Annotated in this window: 17 protein-coding genes and 1 tRNA gene; 10 read left to right on the top strand and 8 right to left on the bottom strand. The window is 71.1% G+C overall.

The annotated features are described in order from the left end of the window. Positions 1–72: 72 nt before the first annotated feature. Positions 73–489: a hypothetical protein gene (locus ABT294_RS24720; protein WP_350808617.1), complete on the bottom strand. Its 417-nt coding sequence runs from the start codon at positions 487–489 to the stop codon at positions 73–75. A gap of 136 nt (positions 490–625) precedes the next feature. Between ABT294_RS24720 and ABT294_RS24715 the strand changes: the two genes are divergently transcribed. From ABT294_RS24715 to ABT294_RS24700, 4 genes are all read left to right on the top strand, one after another. After that, positions 626–1,399, top strand: a complete 774-nt coding sequence (locus ABT294_RS24715; protein ID WP_350808616.1) for a phytanoyl-CoA dioxygenase family protein — start codon at positions 626–628, stop codon at positions 1,397–1,399. A 45-nt stretch (positions 1,400–1,444) separates the two neighbouring features. Continuing rightward, a complete protein-coding gene (locus ABT294_RS24710) occupies positions 1,445–1,825 on the top strand; it encodes an NHL repeat-containing protein (RefSeq protein ID WP_350808615.1) in 381 nt (126 codons plus the stop codon). 145 nt (positions 1,826–1,970) lie between these two features. Further along, the gene (locus tag ABT294_RS24705) at positions 1,971–2,873 is read left to right on the top strand and encodes a helix-turn-helix transcriptional regulator (protein WP_350808614.1); all 903 of its coding nucleotides are present in this window, start codon (positions 1,971–1,973) and stop codon (positions 2,871–2,873) included. Positions 2,874–3,206: 333 nt separating this feature from the next. Next, positions 3,207–5,336 carry a family 20 glycosylhydrolase gene (locus tag ABT294_RS24700; RefSeq protein ID WP_350808613.1) on the top strand — a complete coding sequence of 710 codons (2,130 nt, stop codon included), beginning with the start codon at positions 3,207–3,209 and terminating at the stop codon, positions 5,334–5,336. A gap of 323 nt (positions 5,337–5,659) precedes the next feature. Here the strand turns inward: ABT294_RS24700 and ABT294_RS24695 are convergent, their stop codons facing one another. Then, a complete protein-coding gene (locus tag ABT294_RS24695) occupies positions 5,660–6,211 on the bottom strand; it encodes a hypothetical protein (RefSeq protein ID WP_350808612.1) in 552 nt (183 codons plus the stop codon). A gap of 1,086 nt (positions 6,212–7,297) precedes the next feature. Here ABT294_RS24695 and ABT294_RS24690 point away from each other — a divergent pair. Beyond that, the gene (locus ABT294_RS24690) at positions 7,298–7,462 is read left to right on the top strand and encodes a hypothetical protein (RefSeq protein ID WP_350808611.1); all 165 of its coding nucleotides are present in this window, start codon (positions 7,298–7,300) and stop codon (positions 7,460–7,462) included. 374 nt (positions 7,463–7,836) lie between these two features. On the opposite strand, the gene ABT294_RS24685 is transcribed toward ABT294_RS24690, so the two are convergent. Further along, positions 7,837–7,913, bottom strand: a tRNA-Lys gene (locus ABT294_RS24685). A 113-nt stretch (positions 7,914–8,026) separates the two neighbouring features. On the opposite strand from ABT294_RS24685, the gene ABT294_RS24680 reads away from it, so the two are divergent. After that, entirely contained in the window at positions 8,027–8,860 is an 834-nt protein-coding gene (locus ABT294_RS24680; RefSeq protein WP_350808610.1) for an AAA family ATPase, read from the top strand. Positions 8,861–8,891: 31 nt separating this feature from the next. Further along, positions 8,892–10,250, top strand: coding sequence for a vWA domain-containing protein (locus ABT294_RS24675; RefSeq protein WP_350808609.1), 1,359 nt, complete (start codon positions 8,892–8,894; stop codon positions 10,248–10,250). 38 nt (positions 10,251–10,288) lie between these two features. On the opposite strand, the gene ABT294_RS24670 is transcribed toward ABT294_RS24675, so the two are convergent. Both ABT294_RS24670 and ABT294_RS24665 read right to left on the bottom strand, forming a co-directional pair. Further along, positions 10,289–11,434, bottom strand: coding sequence for a hypothetical protein (locus ABT294_RS24670; RefSeq protein WP_350808608.1), 1,146 nt, complete (start codon positions 11,432–11,434; stop codon positions 10,289–10,291). A 265-nt stretch (positions 11,435–11,699) separates the two neighbouring features. Further along, complete coding sequence (locus ABT294_RS24665) at positions 11,700–12,464, bottom strand: nuclease-related domain-containing protein (RefSeq protein WP_350808607.1); 765 nt, start codon at positions 12,462–12,464, stop codon at positions 11,700–11,702. Positions 12,465–12,648: 184 nt separating this feature from the next. Here ABT294_RS24665 and ABT294_RS24660 point away from each other — a divergent pair, with 184 nt between their 5' ends. Beyond that, a complete protein-coding gene (locus tag ABT294_RS24660; RefSeq protein ID WP_350808606.1) occupies positions 12,649–13,239 on the top strand; it encodes a TetR/AcrR family transcriptional regulator in 591 nt (196 codons plus the stop codon). Here ABT294_RS24660 and ABT294_RS24655 read toward each other — a convergent pair. The 3 genes from ABT294_RS24655 to ABT294_RS24645 are packed head-to-tail and all read right to left on the bottom strand — an operon-like array spanning position 13,198 to position 16,702. Next, entirely contained in the window at positions 13,198–14,325 is a 1,128-nt protein-coding gene (locus tag ABT294_RS24655) for an acyl-CoA dehydrogenase family protein (protein WP_350808605.1), read from the bottom strand. The genes ABT294_RS24660 and ABT294_RS24655 overlap by 42 nt on opposite strands. After that, complete coding sequence (locus tag ABT294_RS24650) at positions 14,322–15,485, bottom strand: acyl-CoA dehydrogenase family protein (RefSeq protein ID WP_350808604.1); 1,164 nt, start codon at positions 15,483–15,485, stop codon at positions 14,322–14,324. The genes ABT294_RS24655 and ABT294_RS24650 overlap by 4 nt, the downstream gene beginning before the upstream one ends. Positions 15,486–15,499: 14 nt before the next feature. Next, positions 15,500–16,702 (bottom strand): acyl-CoA dehydrogenase family protein, encoded by a 1,203-nt coding sequence (locus ABT294_RS24645; protein WP_350808603.1) that lies wholly within the window; start codon positions 16,700–16,702, stop codon positions 15,500–15,502. Positions 16,703–16,808: 106 nt separating this feature from the next. Between ABT294_RS24645 and ABT294_RS24640 the strand changes: the two genes are divergently transcribed. Both ABT294_RS24640 and ABT294_RS24635 read left to right on the top strand, forming a co-directional pair. Then, positions 16,809–17,387: a GNAT family N-acetyltransferase gene (locus ABT294_RS24640; protein ID WP_350808602.1), complete on the top strand. Its 579-nt coding sequence runs from the start codon at positions 16,809–16,811 to the stop codon at positions 17,385–17,387. A 24-nt stretch (positions 17,388–17,411) separates the two neighbouring features. Further along, positions 17,412–19,817, top strand: a complete 2,406-nt coding sequence (locus tag ABT294_RS24635; protein ID WP_350808601.1) for a protein kinase family protein — start codon at positions 17,412–17,414, stop codon at positions 19,815–19,817. The last annotated feature ends 1 nt before the right edge of the window (position 19,818 follow it).

Raw genomic sequence — 19,818 nt, 5'->3', positions numbered from 1 at the left:
CCACCGTCCGAATGTCCATTAATCGGGTAAATTCCGTTATCAAGATGACGTTCGGCGAACTTACCGGATCTGTCACAGACCTTCGCGGGAGGTGTAGTACGAGGTGACAGCGGGTTGACCGGTGTAGTTCGGCCCGGCCTGATCATCGGCGCCCAGATACCGGTACGGAAACTCGAAGACGCGCCGGCCTGAGCAGCGGATCCGCCGGGTCCGCCGGTCGTGGTCCAGCCCTCGGGAGCGAAGGTCCGCAGTGAGACGGCGGCCCGCGGAGACGCCGACGATCTCGACGCCGTCTCCCACCAGGTGCGCGGCCTCGCCGAGCGCGGTCGCCGTCCCGCAGCACAGGTCGAGCCAGCGCACCGGCCTCCCGGCGCGGCGCCGCAGCACGTCCAGCACGTCGACGCCCAGTTCGCGGTTGTAGCCGGGCAGCCGGCGCTCGCGGTTCATCAGGCAGTTCGCCACGACCGAGGACTGTTCGAGTGCGTTCACCGGCGCGGACGAGCACGCGACCGTGCTCCTGGGATGCCCGTGCGGGATCTGGGGCGGCTGGGGTGTCGGACGTCGCCAGAATTATGGCGGCGGTACGGGAACGCCTGTCCGCGCCCCGCCGACCTAGCTTGAGCGCATGGCAACCAACCCAATCTCCTCCCGCGCCGCGATCTTCCGCGAGGACGGCTATGCCCGCATCGGTGAGCTGCTTTCGTCGGCAGAGGTCGATCTGTACCGGGCGATCTACGACCGGTTTCTGACCGGCGAGATCTACTGTGGTGACAAGCGCTCCGACCTCGGCGCGGGCAGCGCCCACAGCGACGGTGCCGCCGAGAACATCACCCAGATCATGTGGCCTTCCGCGCTCTACCCTCCGCTGCTGGAGCTCCCTTTGCACGAACGGGGTCTCGCGCTGGCCCGGGAGATGATCGGTGACGACGCCGTTCTCGACTTCGACATGCTGATCGACAAGGCACCCCACACTGGGATGCCGACGCCGTGGCACCAGGACGCCGCCTACTGGGTAGATCTCCCCGACACCCGGGCCGTCTCGATCTGGGTCGCGTTGGACGAGTCGATATTGGATAACGGCTGCATGTGGTACGTCCGCGGCTCGCACGAGACCCCGATTCGGGCGCACTGGCCGGTCGGCGCCGGTGGCGGCGCGCTCGAGTGCGAGTGCTCGGAGGACGAGCCCGGGGCCACGCCGGTGCCGCTGACTCCTGGCCACGCGGCAGCCCACGCGGGCGGAACGCTTCACTACTCCCGCGGCAACACGACCGATGGACACCGGCGCGCGTACATCCTCAACTACCGCCCGGCGGACATGGTCCGGCTGGAGCGGGAGAAGGGGATGGACCACGGTCTGAAGGACAACGTACGGACCGTGCGGAACGCGGCCGCGCGCTGACGGCGGCACGAGAGCCAGCTCTTCGAGCCGACCGCCGTGCTCCCGTTGCCCGACTTCGGCCAGGTGTGGGCGAGCGACGGCTACGGTGCGGGCTTGGTGCACCGCTACAGCACCAGCGGGGACTTTCTGGGGATCGCACCGGCTAGCCAGGACGGCGCTTTGCGCTGCCCGCACGCGATGGTTCAGGACGGCGGTCGGGTCATTCTGGCGGATCGGGAGAACGACCGCCTGGTGAACCTCGATCCGGAAGGGCAGCTCATCGGGACTTTCGCGGATCGTCTACGCAGGCCGAGCTGCCTGGCCTTCCGTGACGAGACGCTCGTGGTCGGCGAGTTGTCGACCTCGGTGGCCCTGCTGGACTCGGACGGCCGGTTGATGGGGGCGCTACGGGGCCGACGACGCGGCCGGGCTGGCCCAACACCTTGAGCCACGGCGGACCTCGGCACGCCACCTCCCGGAGGCCGCAGTAGCGCCCCGTTCCGCCTGATCGCGGAGCGAGGTCTGGGCTGTGCAGGCTCGGCCGGTCATGGCACCATCGGCTTTCCTGAACCATAGCCGGAGAACGACCACCGTGACGCTGCCCTTCAACGACGAGGTCAACCTCGGACAGAGCGCTGAACGCACCGTTGTGGACCTGGCCGGGCGCGGCCTCGCACCGCTGCTGGCCCTGGGCCGCTATCGATACCTGCACGCTCATGTTCCCCGTCCGCCAGACCGGCATCGCACCCTGTTGGTGGTCGCGCTGCCGGTCCGCGGCACGTTCTCCTTCGACATCGACGGCACGGTCCACCCGGCACGCCCCGGCCAGGCGATCCGTGTCCCGCCCGGCGCGGTCTACAGCACGGGCCTGGCGGCCGAACCCCGCGGTTCACTGGTCTGGCTCATCGCCCGCGTCACGGCACAGCCCAGCCCGAACGCGCTTCATCGGGCGCTGCACCTGCTCGCCGCCCCGACCGGGCAGCTGACCGCCGATGGGACGGACCAGGCCCGCGACAGCCTGGAGCGGGCGCTGGCCCTCGCTGACCGCGCCCATGACTGGATCAACGACGCGTTGCTGCAGCACACGCTCGCCTCGGCGGTGTTGGAGCTGACCCGTGGGTTCACCAGCGCCGGATCGTCACCTGCGGCATGGCCGCACCACCGCATCACCCGAGTCCTGGCGTGGATCGAAGAACATCTCACCGACCCGATCACTCCCGCAGAGCTCGCCGCCATGGCCGAGCTGTCCACGAGCCAGTTCTACGAGGCGTTCCGCGCCGCCAGCGGCACCAGCCCCAAGGACTACCTCCTGCGCCGGAAGACCGAGTACGCGCGCGAGTGGCTGCAACGAGACCCGGCAGTGTCGATCACGGTTGTGGCCCACACTCTAGGGTTCTCCTCCTCACAGCGGTTCGCCACCGTCTTCCGCCGCTACCACGGCATCTCGCCCACGGCATCCAGAAGCACGCCTCCCGGTCACAGCGATTCACCATGAATTTACGGCGGAGGAACGGGAACGCGGCGCCCCGAGCCCGTACCTAGCCTCGGCCCCATGACGCAGAGTCCGTTCACACGCTCGACAAGGCCTGCCACTCGGACGGCCCCTCCCGCAGCGGGCCTCTGCTCTCCTCGCCCGAGTTCGCGGCCGCCGCAAACGGTGGCCGCGCCCTCGAGGCGCAGCGAGCCGTAACAGCCCTGCATGCGCAGGCGCGAACCTCGCCGGCCATCGACCTGCGGCGGCGCCCCCGGCTTTCTCTGGCCCGGGCGCGGCCGAGAGTTCATCGGCGGCGCCACCGAACACCTGCACACCCTTCCGATAGGAGACCCAGTGACCCAGTTCGCCAGCAAACGCCTCGCAGCAATCCTCGCCCCGGCCACCCTCGTCACCGTCCTACAGTCGGCGGCCGTCCTGCCCGCTGAGCCGGCCGTGGCAGCAGCCACGGGCGCCGATGTGATCATCCCGGCGCCTCGGACCGTCGCCCATACCGGCGCCGCCGCCTCGATCACGCCGGCGAGCCGGATCGTCTACCCGAGTGACCTGGGCCTGGACGAGTACGCCACCGCTCTCGCACAGCAAGTCGCCTTGGTCACCGGCACGGCACCCTCCCTCGCAGCCGGGGGCACACCTACCCCAGGCGACATCGCCATCACCAAGACCGGCACTTCGCACGACGGCTCCTACACCCTGACCGTCGACCGCATCGTCACGCTCTCCGCCGGCGATCAGAACGGCCTGGCCAACGCCTCCGCCAGCCTGCTCCAGATGCTCCAAGCCCACCGGACCATCCCCGGCATGATGATCACCGACGCACCCGACACCGCCTACCGGTCGCTGATGATCGACACCGCTCGCGGGTACTGGTCGATCGCGGATCTCCAGAACCAGATCGAGCTCTGCCACCTCTACAAGATCAACTATCTGCACCTGCACCTGACCGACGACCAGAACTTCATGTTCCCGTCGACCGCCTACCCGAACCTGTCGGCTCAGAACGCCAGCGGCCATCCGGCCTATACCCTGAGCGAGTTGACCGCCCTGGACCGGTATGCGGCGGCGCGCGGGGTGTCGATCATCCCCGAACTCGACGTGCCCGGCCATTCGATGAAGATGGTCACGCTGTACCCCGCAGTGTTCGGCGGCACCAAGGCCACCATCGACGTCACGTCGCCGCGCGCCCGGGCCGCCGTGAAGACAATCATCGGCGAGATGCTCGACGTGTTCACCCACACGCCCTACTTCCACTTCGGCGCGGACGAGAGCACCGCCTCGGGCTCGGCTTTCGCCTCGTTCATCAACGACCTGGACGGCTACATCACCGGCCGCGGCAAGACCTCCATCGTCTGGGAAGGCTTCAGCCGCGACATCCAGAGCCAGATCAACCACGGCGTGATCGTCGAGAACTGGGACAACTCCTTCTACCGCTTCGACCAGCAGGTCGCCGACGGGTTCACCGTCATCAACGCCGGCTGGGTCCCCCTGTACCTGGTCGCGCCGGTCTGGGACGACTACGCGGCCCCGCAGGCCAGCCTCTACGGTTTCAGCAAGTACACGTCGAACGGCGTCACCGTCGCCCCCACCAGCCGCGTCGCCGGCGCCTCGATCGCCTCCTGGGGCTACAACGGCGCCAACGGCCTGACGCCCGCCCGGCTGGCGGCCCCGCCGATCGCGGCCCAGCTGTGGAATCCGGCTGCCGAGACCGACTTCGCCGGCTTCACCGCACGGCGTGCCACCACGGACACCGCCCTGTCGAAGCTGGTGACCGTCGCCGATCAGTGGGGGGTCCACAAGGTGCGCGGCGACTTCAGTGGTCTCGAGGCGCAGCTCGGCGGCGACGGAGCCGGCGTCAAGCTCGCCGTCGACGGGTCGGACAACGTCTGGGTGGTGACCGCCGCCGGCCTGCTCTACCAGTGGGACGGGTCGCGATGGGATCCCGTCCCCGGGCCGAGCCAGAGCGCGGCCATCACGGACGTGGCAGCTGGCCGGAACGGCACCGTCGCCGTCATCCTCAACAACGGCGACATCTGGATCAGGGCGAACGGCACCTGGACGGCAACTCGCAGGCAGGGCAAGAGCGTTGCGGTAAGCGGAAACGGCGACATCTGGGCCGTCAGCACCACCGGCACCCCCTGGCAGTACGCGAACGGCACCTGGACGGCGCGCTCTCAGGGGCAGACCGCCGCCACAGTCGCCGCCGGCGCCAACAACACGGTGGCCATCACCACCGCCGCGAACGGCGAGATCATGCAGTGGTCGAACGGGGCATGGAACGACACCGGCGGACAGGGCACGGCACTGTCCATCGACGGCCTCGGCAACATCTGGGCCCAGAGCACCCGCGGCCACCTCTGGCAGCGCAGTGGAGCAACGTGGACCAAGCGCATGGACAACCGCGGCACCGGGGGGCTCCAGGCATTCGCCATCGGAAGCAATAGCCAGATGTACGCACTCAGCAACTAAGGAACGCATGGCACGACCCGGCCGTCACACACGGCGGCTCGACGGCGGGCACGCGAAGGCGCTCCGCTGGCTGACAACCTCAGCGACGAAAGGGACATCAACTCGCGAACCGCCAACTTAGTGGGCATCTGATGATGACCTGTCATAGTTCGTCTCAATTTCAGCCTGGCCCGAGATGTAGGGATTGAGCAGCATCACCACATTCAGCCTCCTCAATGAGGGACCAGCGAGCTGGCATTCTGCCTGATGAGACTCCGCATGTCCGTCCGATCTCGCGACGCCCTCTCAGAGCAGTCCACCGGGCTACCTCGTCGTCCGTGGGATCAGCGCCGGCTGCGCCTTCCACGAACGTCGTCGAACGGATCGTCGTGGTGCTCGGCTGGTTGTCGGTCTGTTCCTCGAGGAGTCGCGCTCTTGGGGCCGTGGGTTTCCGCTGCGGTTTGGCCGGGCGGCTCCTTGGTGCGCCCAGGGGGCGTGTGCTCCTGGTCGGCGTCCGGGACGTCGTGGCCTGTGGGCGGGTCCTTGTGGTGGGAGCGGGTTGCGGGGGCGCTGACCAGCGGCTTTGTCCGGACGGCCGTCGCGGGTGTGCGCTCGGGCGACGGGGTGCGGAAGGAATGCCGGGTTCGCGTAGGGAACGGTCCGTGCGTCGGTGACGTCGTCGGCCGGATGGTCGAGGCGGGATCGGCTGTCGGGAGGGCGCGCCGTGCGGGGACGGAGGAGGCCATCCGGTGGATGGCGGGCGCGGACGAGGGCGAGGCGGTGCCGTCGTCCGGGATGGCGATCGCGTCCAGGGTGGTGGAGAAGCCGGGGATACCGATCACGACGGCCGCGAGGATCAGCTGCAGGACACCGGCGAGCACGGCGGCGATCTTCACCGCCCGAGCACGACGGCCCGCGCGTTCTTCGGACGTAGGGGGCTGCTGGGCTGTCACGGGTTCGACGCCATGCTCGACCTCCGCAGTTCTCCGTCAAATCCGGATTGATCTAGACATGGATGCCGGAGACCGTCAAGAGATCAGACCGGCGGCGCCGAACGTGCGCTTCCCGCCAGACGACCGCTCCAGCCTGCTTGTCTGACCACCGCCGCGCTCGGAACGACGGACCATCAACGTGACCTGACCGTTATGTCGGCGGGCCCACATTCATCCGCCTTCGGCCCCCGCCAGACCGGGGTCGTTTCCCTGCGCATTGCCCGCGATGCCGAGTCGTTTCCACCGGACCGCGCGACGCTGCGACACCCTGGCATGCACGGGTATTGATCAGGGAGAGCCATGCACGATGACCATGACCACCTCACCCCCGCACCGGAAGGGACCTGGCGGCCACGGCAGCAGTCGTCCGGCCTGCGCTTCGGGGAGCCGGTCATGCCCTTCGGCGAGTTCGAGTCGTTCGGCTGGCGCAGATACTCGACCCCGACCCCGCCGAGGCGAGCGATGCCGCGGGGCTGGAGGTGCCTGACCGGGCCGGCGGTCGCCGCGGGCTTCCTGGTCTGCGTGGCCTTGGGGCTCTGGTCGGGCGCCCAGGGCACGGACGGCCCCTCCCGTGGAACAGGCACCGCCGCGGCCGAAGCAGGTGTCGGCACGGTTGGAACAGGCACCGCCGCAGCCGAAGCAGGTGTCGGCACGGTCGGAACAGGCACCGCCGCTGGAACAGGAGCCGCCGCGGTTGGAACGAGCGCCGCGGCGGCGCCCGCGCCTCGCCCGGACGTGGCCGAGCGCTCGGCCGTGTCCAGGATGCCACCGAGGCTCGTCCCCGCCCCCGGGGCTGTGTCCAGGACGCCGCCGACGCTCAGGCGCGCGCCCAACACACGGCCGAGGCTCGTGCCCGGGAGGCCGTCGAGGCTCGCACCCCGCACGGCCGGTTCGAGTCCCGCAGCGCCGAAGAGCGAGGCGACGTCATCGGGGAGACGTCACCGAGCCGCGCCCCCGGCCTTGCGACGTCAGCGACACGAGAGCGGGGCTGTGACCCCTGTCAGCCGCGCGGGAGAGACCGGGGGCGAGGAGCCGGAAGACGGCACCGACAGCCAGCCGTCCTCCTTGATCCCCTCGAAGTGCGACGAGCTGTTCCCGCCGTCCCGCGCCGAGTTCCGCGTCCGCAACCAGGCCTGCCATCAGCTCTACGGCTAGCCGCCCGCCGAAAACCTCTCCGCCGGGACGCCCACCGATGAACGCGCACAACCCCCGGCCGAGCGATTGCGGCACTCTCCGGCAACTGTCGGAGAGCGCCGGCAGACTTCTCAGCGACACCCCTGGCGAGAAAGGTGGGCAGCATGGCGCGCGGAGTGGGCCGGAACAGGGTTCGTGAGCTGCTCGGGCTCGCCGTCTGGGAGGTGGAGCTCGCGGTCGAGACTCGAGGAGGTCATCACCCTGTTGAAGAGCTCCTGCCGGTCACCCGGTCAAGGGTCGCTCGAGCAGCCAGCGAGCGCGCCTGAGCGGGAGCCCGCTGTCAAGGCTGCCCATGAACAAAGAAACCCTAGGTCACGTGACCTAGGGTTTCTTGCTGGTGCGCCGCCAGGGACTCGAACCCCGGACCCGCTGATTAAGAGTCAGCTGCTCTGACCAACTGAGCTAGCGGCGCTTGCCGAGATGAATATACCGGTCCTCGGCATCCTGGTCGAATCGGTAGCTGTCGCCTCTCTCTGGCTAGAATAAAGTTCGGCCGCACGCCGTCGCCTCGCAGACAGGAGCACTATGTTCGCCTCTCCCGCCGACGTGACCGAGCGGCTCGCCGCCGTGGGGTACCTGTCCGACGACGCCATCTCCACCTCGGTGTTCCTGGCCGCCGCGCTGGGCAAGCCGCTGCTGGTCGAGGGCCCCGCGGGGGTGGGGAAGACGCAGCTGGCCAAGGCCGTGGCGATGGCGACGGAGGCCGAGCTGGTGCGGCTGCAGTGCTACGAGGGGCTGGACGAGGCCAGGGCGCTGTACGAGTGGAACTACAAGAAGCAGCTGCTGCGGATCCAGGCCACCAGCGCCGACGACGACATCTTCACCGAGGAGTTCCTGCTGGAGCGGCCGCTGCTGAAGGCGATCAGGGCACAGGCGGCCACCGTGCTGCTCATCGACGAGATGGACAAGGCGGACGTCGAGGTCGAGGGGCTGCTGCTGGAGCTGCTGTCGGATTTCCAGGTGACGATTCCGGAGCTGGGAACCATCGCCGCCGTGCGCAGGCCGTACGTGCTGCTCACCTCCAACGCGACCCGCGAGCTGTCGGAGGCGCTCAAGCGGCGCTGCCTGTACCTGCACATCGAGTATCCGACGCCGGAGCGCGAGCGGGACATCGTCCTCAGCCAGGTGCCGACGATCAGGGGCGAGCTGGCCGAGCAGCTCGCCAGGACCGTCGCCACGCTGCGGGCGCTGGAGCTGAAGAAGGCGCCGTCGGTGGCCGAGACGGTCGACTGGGCGAACACGCTGCTGGCGCTGGGCCGCGAGGAGCTGGACGAGGCCACCGTGGCGGGAACCCTCGGGGTGGTGCTCAAGCACGCCTCCGACCACACGCGGGCGGTCAAGGAACTCGGCCTGTCCTGAGATCCGGGGCCTGAGATCTGTGGGAGGGCGCGTGTCGCTGGTCGATAGGCATGTCGGGTTCGTGCATGCGTTGCGGGAGGCCGGGTTGCCGGTGTCGCTGGCCGAGGGGCTGGACGCGGCGCGGGCGATGCTGGTGATCGAGCTGGCCGAGCGGGAGTCGCTGCGGGCCGCGTACGCGGCGACGCTGGTCAAGAAGCCGGCCTACCGGCCCGTGTTCGACGTGCTGTTCGACCTGTGGTTCCCGGCGGCCACCACCGGCCTGGAGGCTCGGCCGGAAGCCGGGCCGGATCTCGCGCAGGCGTCCGTGCCCGAGCTGCGCGACCGGCTCGCCCGGCTGCTGACCGGCGGCGACGTCCCCGAGATGCGGGAGTTCGCGCGGGCCATGGTCGAGCGTTTCGGACGCCAGCCCGCCGGCCCCGGGCGGCAGAACTGGTTCTCCTACAGCGTCCTGCGCGCGCTGTCGCCGGAGACGCTGATGGCCGGGCTCCTCCAGCAGTTGCTGGCCGGCCAGGAGCGGGGCGGGCTGGCGGAGAAGGCGGCGCGGCAGCGGGTGACGTCCGGGATCAGGAGGTTCGAGGACGCGGTCGCCGCCGACGTGCGACGGCGCATCGCCGAGGACTCCGGGGTCGAGCGGATCAGCCGCTCGGCCGTGCGCCCGCCGCTCGACCAGCTGGACTTCCTCCGCGTCACCAAGGCGGACCTGACGGCCCTGCGGCGCGAGGTCCACCCGCTGGCCAGACGGCTGGCGGCGCGCCTGACGATCAGGCACAGGAAGGGCAGGCGGGGGCGGCTGGACTTCCGCAGGACCGTGCGGGCGTCCCTGCAGAGCGGCGGCGTCCCGCTGGCCACCCACTTCCGTCCGCCGCGCCCGCACAAGCCGGAGCTGGTCGTCCTCTGCGACGCCAGCGACTCGGTCGCCTCGTTCGCGCACTTCACGCTGCTGCTCACGTACGCGCTGCGGGAGCAGTTCACCAAGGTGCGCGCGTTCGGCTTCGTGGACACGGTGGACGAGATCACCCGCTTTTTCACCCCCGGCGCGGACGTGGTCGAGGCCGTGACCAGGCTGGCGAACGAGGCGGACATGGTCCGGTTCGGACGCACCAACTACGGTTACGCGTTCGAGCGGTTCGCCGAGCGGTACGGCGAGGCCGTCGGCCCGCGGACGTCCCTGCTCATCCTGGGCGACGCCCGGTCCAACTACCAGCCGCCGGCCCTGGACGTGCTGAAGTCCCTGACGGCCCGGTGCCGCCACGCCTACTGGCTGAACCCGGAGCCCAGGCGGCAGTGGGACACCGGCGACTCGATCGCCTCCGACTACGGCGCGGTCGTCCCGATGCACGAGTGCCGCAACATCGCCCAGCTCGCCGCGTTCATCGAGACGTTGGCCTGAGGTCAGCTCGCCGCGTTCATCGAGACGCCGGCCTGAGGTCAGCTCTGCCGGCTGAGCAGGCCGATGCGTTCGCGGCTGAGTGAGAAGGCCTCCGCCGGGTCGAGCAGGCAGGGGGCGAGCAGGTCGCGGGCGCGGGTGAGCAGCGCGGGACGGTCGGGGTGGCCGGGGAGCCACTGTTCGGGGTCGCCGACGGTCAGCTCGACGCGTCCTCCTGGCAGTTCGACCGCGCCGGGCGGCGGTCCGCCGAGGCGGTCGAGGTGGCCGGCGGACAGGATCTGGTACCAGAGGGCGTCGGGGACCGCCAGGTCGCCGAGCAGTTCGACGTCCGGCCTGTCGCCGACGCCGTCCGGAACCCAGCGGGGTTCGAGCAGGTAGCGGGCGGTACGGCCGGCGGCGACGCCCGCCCAGACCAGGTTGTCGGCGGCGGCGCGCAGCACCTGGCGCTGTGCCAGCATCGCGGCGGCGACGTCGGTTCCGTCCCAGCCGGGCCTGGCCTCGGTGAGCGACGCCTCCGGAACCGCCCCGTACGGCCGCGCCACCGCTCCGGCCGCGGTGAGGTCGCCGGTGACGACCGCCATCGGCTGGCCGGCGGCGAGCACGGCGGCGGCGGTGTCGGCGACGGTGTCCCAGGTGAGCGGGGTCTCCACGGAGACGATCACGCCCAGGGGGTCGCCGCGCTCGCGCAGCCACTCCCCCGCCACGTCGAGGAACCACCCGGCCGTGGAGACCAGCGGCGGCGGGTTTCCGGGCACCGAGGAGCCGAGGCCCGGGGAGAACGACATCGGGCCGCGCAGCCAGGCCCTGGCCGCCGGGCCACGCTCCTGGGCCGCGGCGTAGCGGGCGCCGATGCGGGGCGGCAGCTCCACGGACGCGTTGCTGATCCCGGCGGCGCGCAGGCTGCGGGCCAGCAGCGCCGGGATGGTGCGTAGCAGGTCCACCGGGGTCCAGCCGACGTCCAGCAGGACCAGCCCGCCTCCCGGCACCGGAACCGGGCCCGACACGTACTTGGGGCCGTCCCTGTCGGAGCTGTCGTGCGCGGCCGGCCAGCCGCCGTTGAGCGCGGCGATGTCGAACAGCGCGGACCTGAGCGCGTCGTGCACGGGGTGCGGCGAGCGCACCGCGAGCACCACCGTCGCCTCCGGCTGGAGGGCGGCGGCGACCTCCTCGCTCACGATGATCGGCACGCTCTCGTCCTCGTCACGACCGATCCGGTAGATCGGCTCCTGTCCGCTCAACCCGCTGTACGCGCAGGTCGCGCCGCTCGGTTCAGCCGGGAACGCACGCGGTACGACGGATTCCGAGGCGGCATCGTGTCTCCCGGGGTGACAGGCATGCCGAAATCGGCGCTACCAGCGCGGACGTGCTTGGGGCAGGCCGGAGTCGGCAATGATCGGTGCTCGGCACACCGATGTCACCACGGTTCGATTTCCCAGTCAAGGAAACGGGAGATCAGGAACGTTGGAGTTCCCGAGCGGCCGTCCTGGTGAGCACCTCGATCTGCTCGCCGGTCAGCACGGCCTCCTCGCGATACCTGATCTGCTTGGCCGCGAGGCGCGGCTTGAGCAGCGTGAGGCCCTCCGCCGTCAGCACGCCGCCGCGCGGCAGCAGGCCGCAGTGGACGGCGAGCAGCGGCGTGATGCGCACGGGGATGCCGGTCTCCTTGGTCAGCAGCTCGGCGAACGCGTCGCCGGCCTCGATCAGCGGCTTGGCGACCTTGGTGCCGTACTTCTCGCCGAAGAAGAGCCGCCCGGCGTACGAGGCGATCTCGGTGTCGGGGCTCCACGACTCGTTGTCGATGATCCACACGCCGCCGGGGCCGATCACGAGGTGGTCGATGGACGCCTGGCCCCTGATGGCCCGTCCGTCGAGGACGTTGTAGCCGTGCCTGAGGAGCGAGCGGCGCAGCTTCCGCCCGGTGATGGTCTCGCCGCGCCGCTTGCCGCGCCAGACGGCGGTGGCGCGGAACGAGCGCCAGTGCCACCACCAGTCGGCGCCGGCCGCGATCACCGCACCGGCCAGGCCGCACAGGGCGCTGTAGTCGACGCCGAACCGCAGTGCCAGGCCGATGCCGACGGCGAACCCGACGACCGCCTTGATCGCCCTGGACCGCGTCCGGCTCTTGGCCCCTTCGCGCCAGTACTTCTCGTAGTACCACTGGGGCGAAGCCCCTGTGAACTTCTCGTCCTGCTGCACGTAGATAGAGCCACCAGGCACGGCAAACTCCCCGAATGAGTAGGTACCACCAGGATCTGCCACGCCGAAGATCCCTCGCCAAGTCAAGTAATACCCCATGGAAAGCAAGGGGACCCTAAGGTGACGGAAATAGCACCCATGAGGCCATCAACCGACCAGTCGGTATGCCCACTCGGTATGCTTTGCGGGTGACCAAGGGGGACTTGTGAAGGAAGAACCGGTACGCCAGCGACTGCTCGGCGAGGCGACGCGCCTGTTCGCCGAGCGCGGCTTCGAGGGAACGTCCGTCCAGGAGATCGTGGTCGCGGCCGGCGTCACCAAGGGCGCCATGTACCACTATTTCGACTCAAAAGATGATCTTCTGCACGAGATCTACGCCCGCGTGCTGCGCATGCAGATGGACCGGCTGACGCGGATCGCCGACGGCCCCGGCACGCTCACCGAGCGGCTGCACGCGGCGGCCGCCGACGTCGTGGAGACCACCACCGCCAACCTCGACGACTCCAAGATCTTCTTCCGCTCGATGCACCTGCTGGCTCCCGAGACGCAGAAGACCGTGCGGGCCGAGCGCCGCCGCTACCACGAGCGCTTCCGCGCCCTGGTGGCCGAGGGGCAGCGCCAGGGCGTGTTCAGCGACCGGGTGCCGGCCGAGCTGGTCGTCGACTACTTCTTCGGCTCCGTGCACCACCTGGGCACCTGGTTCCACGCGGACGGGCCGCTGACCGGCGCCCAGGTGGGCCGGCACTTCGCCGACCTACTGCTGACCTCCCTCAGGCCCGGGCACGTCGGCGAGTGAGGCCAGCGCCTCCTTGTGGTCGCCCGGGGTGCCGAGCGCGATCTCGGCGGCCTTGGCGCGCTTGAGGTAGAGATGGATGGGATGCTCCCAGGTCATCCCGATGCCGCCGTGCAGCTGCAACGCTTCCTCGGCGGCGTGCACGGCCACCGCCGAGTTCCACGCCTGGGCCACAGCGACCGACACCGCGTGGGAGGCCGACGAGGTGTCGGCGGCGGCAGCGCGGGCGGCCGCCCTGGCCCTGACGACGTCCAGCCACAGGTCGGCCAGCCGGTGCTTGACCGCCTGGAACGAGCCGACCGGGCGGGCGAACTGGTGCCGCTCCCTGACGTAGCCGAGCGTGCCGTCGAAGCACCACTCGGCCACCCCGAGCTGCTCGGAGGCCAGCAGCCCGGCTCCGAACCGCAGCACCCCGGCCAGGTCGCAGGCCCCGACGCGGGTGGCGGGCGTCCGTGAGAAGGTGACGGTCGCGACCGGACGGGTCAGGTCGAACGACGGCACGACCTCCACCGAGACCGCGCCCCCCTCGATGCCCGCCTCGATGCCCGCCTCGACGGCGAACAGGTCGCCCTCGATGGGGACGAGCAGCACGTCCGCGACGTCCGCCCCGGCGACCGAGGTGACCGTCCCGGACAGTAGCTCGCCGTCGACGCTGACCGACGCGCCCCTCAGCGGCCGGTACGGCGAGGCGGCGAACGACACGGCCAGGGCGGCGGTCGCCCGCCCCTCCGCGAGGCGGCCGAGCAACTCCCCCGCCGAGGTTCCGGCCGTTTCGGGGTTCCCGGCGGCCCGCACCAGCGCGTACGTCGCCAGCACCGAGCTGGTGAAGAACGGCACGGGCGCGACGCCCCTGCCCAGCTCCTCCAGCACCACCGCCGCCTCGCTCGCCGACGCGCCCGCCCCGCCGAACTCCTCGGGGACGAGCAGCCCCGCCACCCCGATCTCGCCCGCCAGCGTCTTCCACAGGTCCAGGTCGTAGGGGTCGGACTCGACCCGCTTCAGCACCGCGGCCGGCGGGCAGCGGTCGGCCAGCAGGGCGCGCACGGCGGCCCGCAGCTCCTCCTCGACCTCCGAGTACAGCAGCGTCATCGCGGCAGGTCCTTCCAGGGCACGTCCTTGTCGACGCGGGGTTCCGAGGGCAGGCCGAGCACCCGCTCGGCGATGATGTTGCGCAGGATCTCCGACGTGCCCCCTTCGATCGAGTTGCCCTTGGCCCGCAGGTAACGGTAGCCGGGGCCGCGGCCGTAGAAGTCGACCTCGTCGGAGCGGCGGAACGTCCAGTCGTCGTAGCCGAGGTCGCGCCTGAACTCCACGTCCAGGCCCGACAGCGCCTGGTTCAGCCTGGCGAACGACAGCTTCATGCCCGACCCCTCGGGGCCCGGCTGGCCCGCGGCGAGCTGCTCGCGCAGCCGCGCCCCTGACAGGCGGGTCACCTCGGCCTCCACCCAGAGCGACAGCAGCCGCTGATGCAGCTCGTGGGTGCGCAGCTCGGGGTGCGCGCGCCAGGCTTCGAGCACCGCGCCCACCATGCCGCCACCCTGCCGCACGGGCGCGCCGCCGATCGCGACCCGCTCGTTCATCAGCGTGGTCTGCGCGACGCGCCAGCCGTCGCCCACCTCGCCGAGCCGCAGGTCGTCAGGGAGGCGGACGCCGGTGAGGAACACCTCGTTGAACTCGGCCTCGCCGGTGATCTGACGCAGCGGGCGCACCTCGACGCCGGGCGCGTGCATGTCGCAGACGAAGTAGGTCAGGCCGCGGTGTTTGGGGACGTCCGGGTCGGTACGGGCGACCAGGATGGCCCATCGGGCGTGGTGCGCGCCGGACGTCCAGACCTTCTGCCCGTCCACGATCCACTCGTCGCCGTCGCGGACGGCGCGCGTGCCGAGGGTGGCCAGGTCGGAGCCCGCGCCGGGCTCGCTGAAGAGCTGACACCAGATCTCCTCGCCCGTCCACAGCGGGCGCAGGAAGCGGCGCCGCTGCTCCTCGGTGCCGAAGGCGAGGATCGTCGGGGCGGCCATGCCCAGCCCGATGCCCTGCACGCCGATGTTGAGCTGCGGGGTTCCGGCGAGCTCGCGTTCGACCACCTGCTGGAGCTCGCGCGAGACGCCGAGCCCGCCGAGCCCTTCAGGAAACCACACCCAGGCGAGACCGGCGTCGAACCTGGCGCGCAGGAACTCCAGCCGGTCGCCGCCGGGGTCGTTCCCGCCCAGGAACGCGGCCACCCGCTCCTTGAGCTGTGCTTCGTCCACCTGCGTCCTCCCGTTCAGCTGTACTTCCTGAGCTCCCGATAGGCCAGCGACCGCTTGTGCACCTCGTCGGGGCCGTCGGCGAGGCGCAGCGACCTGGCCCCGGCCCAGAGGGCGGCCAGCGGGAAGTCCTGCGAGACGCCGCCCGCGCCGTGCACCTGGACGGCCTTGTCGAGGATCCACTCGACGGTGATCGGGGTGGAGATCTTGATGGCCTGGATCTCGGTGTGCGCGCCCTGGTTGCCGACGGTGTCCATCAGCCAGGCGGTCTTGAGCACCAGCAGGCGGAGCTGCTCGATGCGGACGCGGGACTCGGCGATCCAGTCCTGGACGACGCCCTGGTGGGCGACCGGCTTGCCGAAGGTGGTCCGGGCGAGCGCCCGGCGGCACATCAGCTCCACCGCGCGCTCGGCCATGCCGATCAGGCGCATGCAGTGGTGGATCCGGCCGGGGCCGAGCCTGGCCTGGGCGATGGCGAAGCCGCCGCCTTCCTCGCCGATCAGGTTCTCGACCGGGACCCTGACGTCCTCGAAGACGACCTCGGCGTGGCCGCCGTGGTGGGCGTCGCTGTAGCCGAACACGTGCATGCCGCGCTTGATGTGCAGGCCGGGCGTGTCGCGGGGCACCAGGATCATGCTCTGCTGCCGGTGCTTGGGCGCGTCGGGGTTCGTCTTGCCCATCACGATGAAGATCTTGCAGTTGGGGTTCATCGCGCCGGAGATGAACCACTTGCGGCCGTTGATGACGTACTCGCCGCCGTCGCGGACGATCGACGTGGCGATGTTCGTCGCGTCGGACGAGGCGACGTCCGGCTCCGTCATCGCGAAGGCCGAGCGGATCTCGCCGTCGAGCAGCGGCCGCAGCCACTCCTTGCGCTGCCATTCGCTGCCGAACATGGACAGGACTTCCATGTTGCCCGTGTCGGGCGCGGCACAGTTGGTGGCCGTCGGGGCGAGGCTGGGGCTGCGGCCCATGATCTCGGCCAGCGGCGCGTACTGCAGGTTGGTCAGGCCCGCGCCGTGCTCTCCGGGCAGGAACAGGTTCCACAGGCCGCGCTTCTTGGCCTCGTCCTTGAGGTCGTCCAGCAGAGGCGGAGCGCTCCAGCCGCTGGTGGCGACCTGCTCCTCGAAGGCGGATTCTGCCGGGTAGACGCATTCGTCCATGAAGCGGAGCAGGCGCTCGCGCAGGTCCTCGGTGACGGTGTCGAAGGCGAAGTCCATGGCGAGAGCCTACCGACCGGCCGGTATGAGTGTCGACAGGTGGTTCTCCACAAAGAGTGGCATGTGGCCGTAAACAGGCTTCCCCGCTGTCCGTAAGGTGGCCGCCATGACCGCGAAGATGCCCTCGCCTGTGGTGCTCGAGGACGACGTCGTCCGCCTCGAACCGCTCACCCCGGCCCACCTGCCCGACCTGTTCGTCGCCGGCGGTGCGGACGAGGAGGTCTGGCGGTACTCGCCCTACCTGACGCCGCGCACCGAGGGGGAACTGGCCGCGCTCGCCCGCGGCATCCTGGACAGCGACAGGTACGTGGGGTTCGCGGTCGTCCTCAAGGAGACCGGCAGGGCCGTCGGCTGGACCACCTACATCGACGTGCCCGACTACGACGAGAGCCTCGAGATCGGCTGGACGTGGTACGGCCGATCCGTCTGGCGCACGGCCGTCAACACCGCCTGCAAGGTGCTGCTCCTCGACCACGCCTTCGGCCTGGGCTACAACCGGATGGTGCTCAAGACCGACGTGCGCAACACCAGGTCCCAGGACGCCATCAAGCGCATCGGCGGCGTGTACGAGGGCACCCTGCGGCGGCAGCGACTCAGGCCCGACGGCACCTGGCGCGACACCGTCTATTTCGGCATCCTCGAAGAGGAGTGGCCACAGCACCGAGCTCGCCTGGTGAACCGTTAGCCGAAAGGCGGCGTCCAACCCCGCATGACTGATCGGCTGGGGAGCTACTGGCTTGGCACCCGGCTCGGCGGCGACGGGCAGGTCATCGAGGCCTACGACGAGTCGGGCACTCGGCATGCGCTCTGGCCGCTGCGCCTTCCGGACACCCCGGAGGCGCGGGCCCGGTTCGCCGACGGCGCGAAGGCCGCGCAGCTGGTGCGCTCGCTGAGCGTCGCCACGGTGGTCGACGCCGACCTGACGGGCGAGCGCCCCTTCCTGGTCAGCGAGTACGTCCCTGGGCCCAGCCTGAGCCGGGTGGTGTCCCGGCACGGGCCGCTGGCGGGCGACGACCTGTACCGGCTGGCGGCGGCCACCGCCACGGCGCTGGCGGCGATCCACGAGGCCGGGGCGGTGCACGGGGCGCTGACGCCCGACAGGGTGATCCTGGGCGCGGACGGCCCTCGCGTCACCGGTCTCGGTGTCGCCCGTCCCGACGGCGGCCCGCCCGCCGACGTCCGGTCGTGGGGGCTCGTCCTCCTGTTCGCCGCCCACGGCCGCGAACCCGTCCAGACGGGACGGCTCGACCGGCTGTTACGCACGCTGGTGGCCTCGGCGCTGCACCCCGACCCCGCGCACCGGCCGAGCGCCCGCCAGCTGCTGTTATCCCTGCTCGACGCCCCCCAATCCCAACAGGGCCGGCTGCTGCCGCCCGAGCCGGTCGACGACCCGCCGCTCGGAGCCCGCGCCGAGGCCCGCTACCTCCAGCTCAGCCGGGCAGACCAGAACCTGGTGCCCGAGGTCTTCCTGCGGCTCGTCGGCCTCGGCTCCGACGGCTCCGACACCCGCGAACCCGCCACCCGCGACGACCTCGTCGCCGGACGCACCCCCGAACAGGCCGCCGCGATCGACCGCGTCCTGGAGGCGTTCGGCGAGGCGGGCCTGCTCACCCGCGACGGCGCGGTGACGATCGCACAGGCCGCGCTGCTGCGGGCGTGGCCGAGGCTGCACGACTGGCTGGACGCCGAGCGCGACGGGCTGGCCGTCCACAGGGAGCTGGCGCGGGCGGCGCGGCGATGGGAGGCGGCCGGCCGACGCGACACCGACCTGTTCCAGGACGACCCGCTGGACAGGACCCTGGCCTGGGCGGCGAGCGGGCGGCGGCACCTGACGCTCGGCGCGGGCGAGCAGGCCTTCCTCGACGCCGGTCTCGCCCTGGCCCGTGGCCGCGCCCGCCGACGCCGCACGGCCACGGCGGGTCTGGTGTCGGCGGTGCTGGTGGCGGCGCTGGTGGCGGTGGTGGCGGCGGTGTGGCAGAGCGGGGCCGCCGACGAGCGGGTGGACCGGGCGATGGCGAAGGTGGCGGCGTCCAGGGCGGAGGCGCTGCGGACGGCCGACCCGGTGCTCGCGCGCAGGCTGGCCCTGGCGGCCTGGCGGCTGTCGCCCGTCCCGGAGGCGCGGCGCGCGCTGGCGGACACGGCGGACGACCCGGCCGTGGACGTCTTCACCGACCCGTACGCGGGAGACCGCTCGGTCCACGCCCTCAGCGACGACGGCACCAGGCTCGCGTCCCTGACCGACGGGACGCTGCGCGTGTTCGACGTGGTCCGGCGACGGCAGCTCGCCCAGACGCCGGGGCCGGCGCAGAGCGTCCGGGCCATGGCGTGGGCACCGGACGGCCGGACGCTGGCCCTCGTCGGAGTCGACCGCTCGTACCTATGGGACACGGCCTCGGGCGCCGGGGTCGGCCCGCCCTTCGGCAGGGGGCTCGGCGCGCCAGGCCAGCAGTCCGCCTGGTTCAGCCCCGGCGGCGGCCTGCTGTTCGCGGCGGCTAGGCAGTCGGACGAGCGATGGGCGTGGGACCTGCGGGCCCGGCGGGCCGCCTTCGCGGGCGAGTACGCCGTCGTCGGGCCCGGCGACCGGGTGGCGCTGGTGTTCGCGGGCACCCACTCGCAGGCCAGAAGCGGCGGGACGAGCACCAGGAGACCCTGGCTGGACCGGATGCCCTGGGAGTACACCACCTTCAGCCCGGACGGCAGGCGGGTCGCGATCGCCGAGGAGACGGGCGTCCAGATCTACGACCTCGACGGCGTCCCGACGCTGCCCTCGCGCCTGCGGCCGTCCCCGGGCAACCTGCGTTTCAGCCCTGACGGCCGGCTCCTGAGCAGCACGGACAGCGACCGCGTCCGCGTGTGGCGGGTCCCCGACGGCACGCTGCTCGCCGACCGCCAGGTTCCCTCGGCGGGGGTCGACCGGCCGGTCCGCGCCGCGCTCGGCCCGGACGGCCGCTGGGTGCGCGTCCTGGCCGGGCGCGGCACCGTCCTGACGATCGACCTGGCGCACGCGGACGCCCCGGCGGACCCTGCGACGTCCCTCTGCGGCCGGTACGGCGGGCTGTCCCGCGCGGAGTGGAGCGGCCACCTCCCGGAAATCCCGTACCGCGACCTCTGCTGAC

It is taken from the genome of Nonomuraea sp. NPDC000554, assembly GCF_040300065.1.
In the GTDB taxonomy this organism is placed as follows: Bacteria; Actinomycetota; Actinomycetes; order Streptosporangiales; family Streptosporangiaceae; genus Nonomuraea.
The sequence above is the reverse complement of the archived record's forward strand: the minus strand, read 5'-3'. Positions and strand labels throughout refer to the sequence as shown.

What these genes read in the sequence shown, in the direction of transcription:
- ABT294_RS24715 (WP_350808616.1), top strand. Translation starts at nt 626, where the DNA reads ATGGCAACCAACCCAATCTCCTCCCGCGCCGCGATCTTCCGCGAGGAC.
- ABT294_RS24680 (WP_350808610.1), top strand. Translation starts at nt 8,027, where the DNA reads ATGTTCGCCTCTCCCGCCGACGTGACCGAGCGGCTCGCCGCCGTGGGG.
- ABT294_RS24655 (WP_350808605.1), bottom strand. Translation starts at nt 14,325, where the DNA reads ATGACGCTGCTGTACTCGGAGGTCGAGGAGGAGCTGCGGGCCGCCGTG.
- ABT294_RS24645 (WP_350808603.1), bottom strand. Translation starts at nt 16,702, where the DNA reads ATGGACTTCGCCTTCGACACCGTCACCGAGGACCTGCGCGAGCGCCTG.
- ABT294_RS24640 (WP_350808602.1), top strand. Translation starts at nt 16,809, where the DNA reads ATGACCGCGAAGATGCCCTCGCCTGTGGTGCTCGAGGACGACGTCGTC.
- ABT294_RS24635 (WP_350808601.1), top strand. Translation starts at nt 17,412, where the DNA reads ATGACTGATCGGCTGGGGAGCTACTGGCTTGGCACCCGGCTCGGCGGC.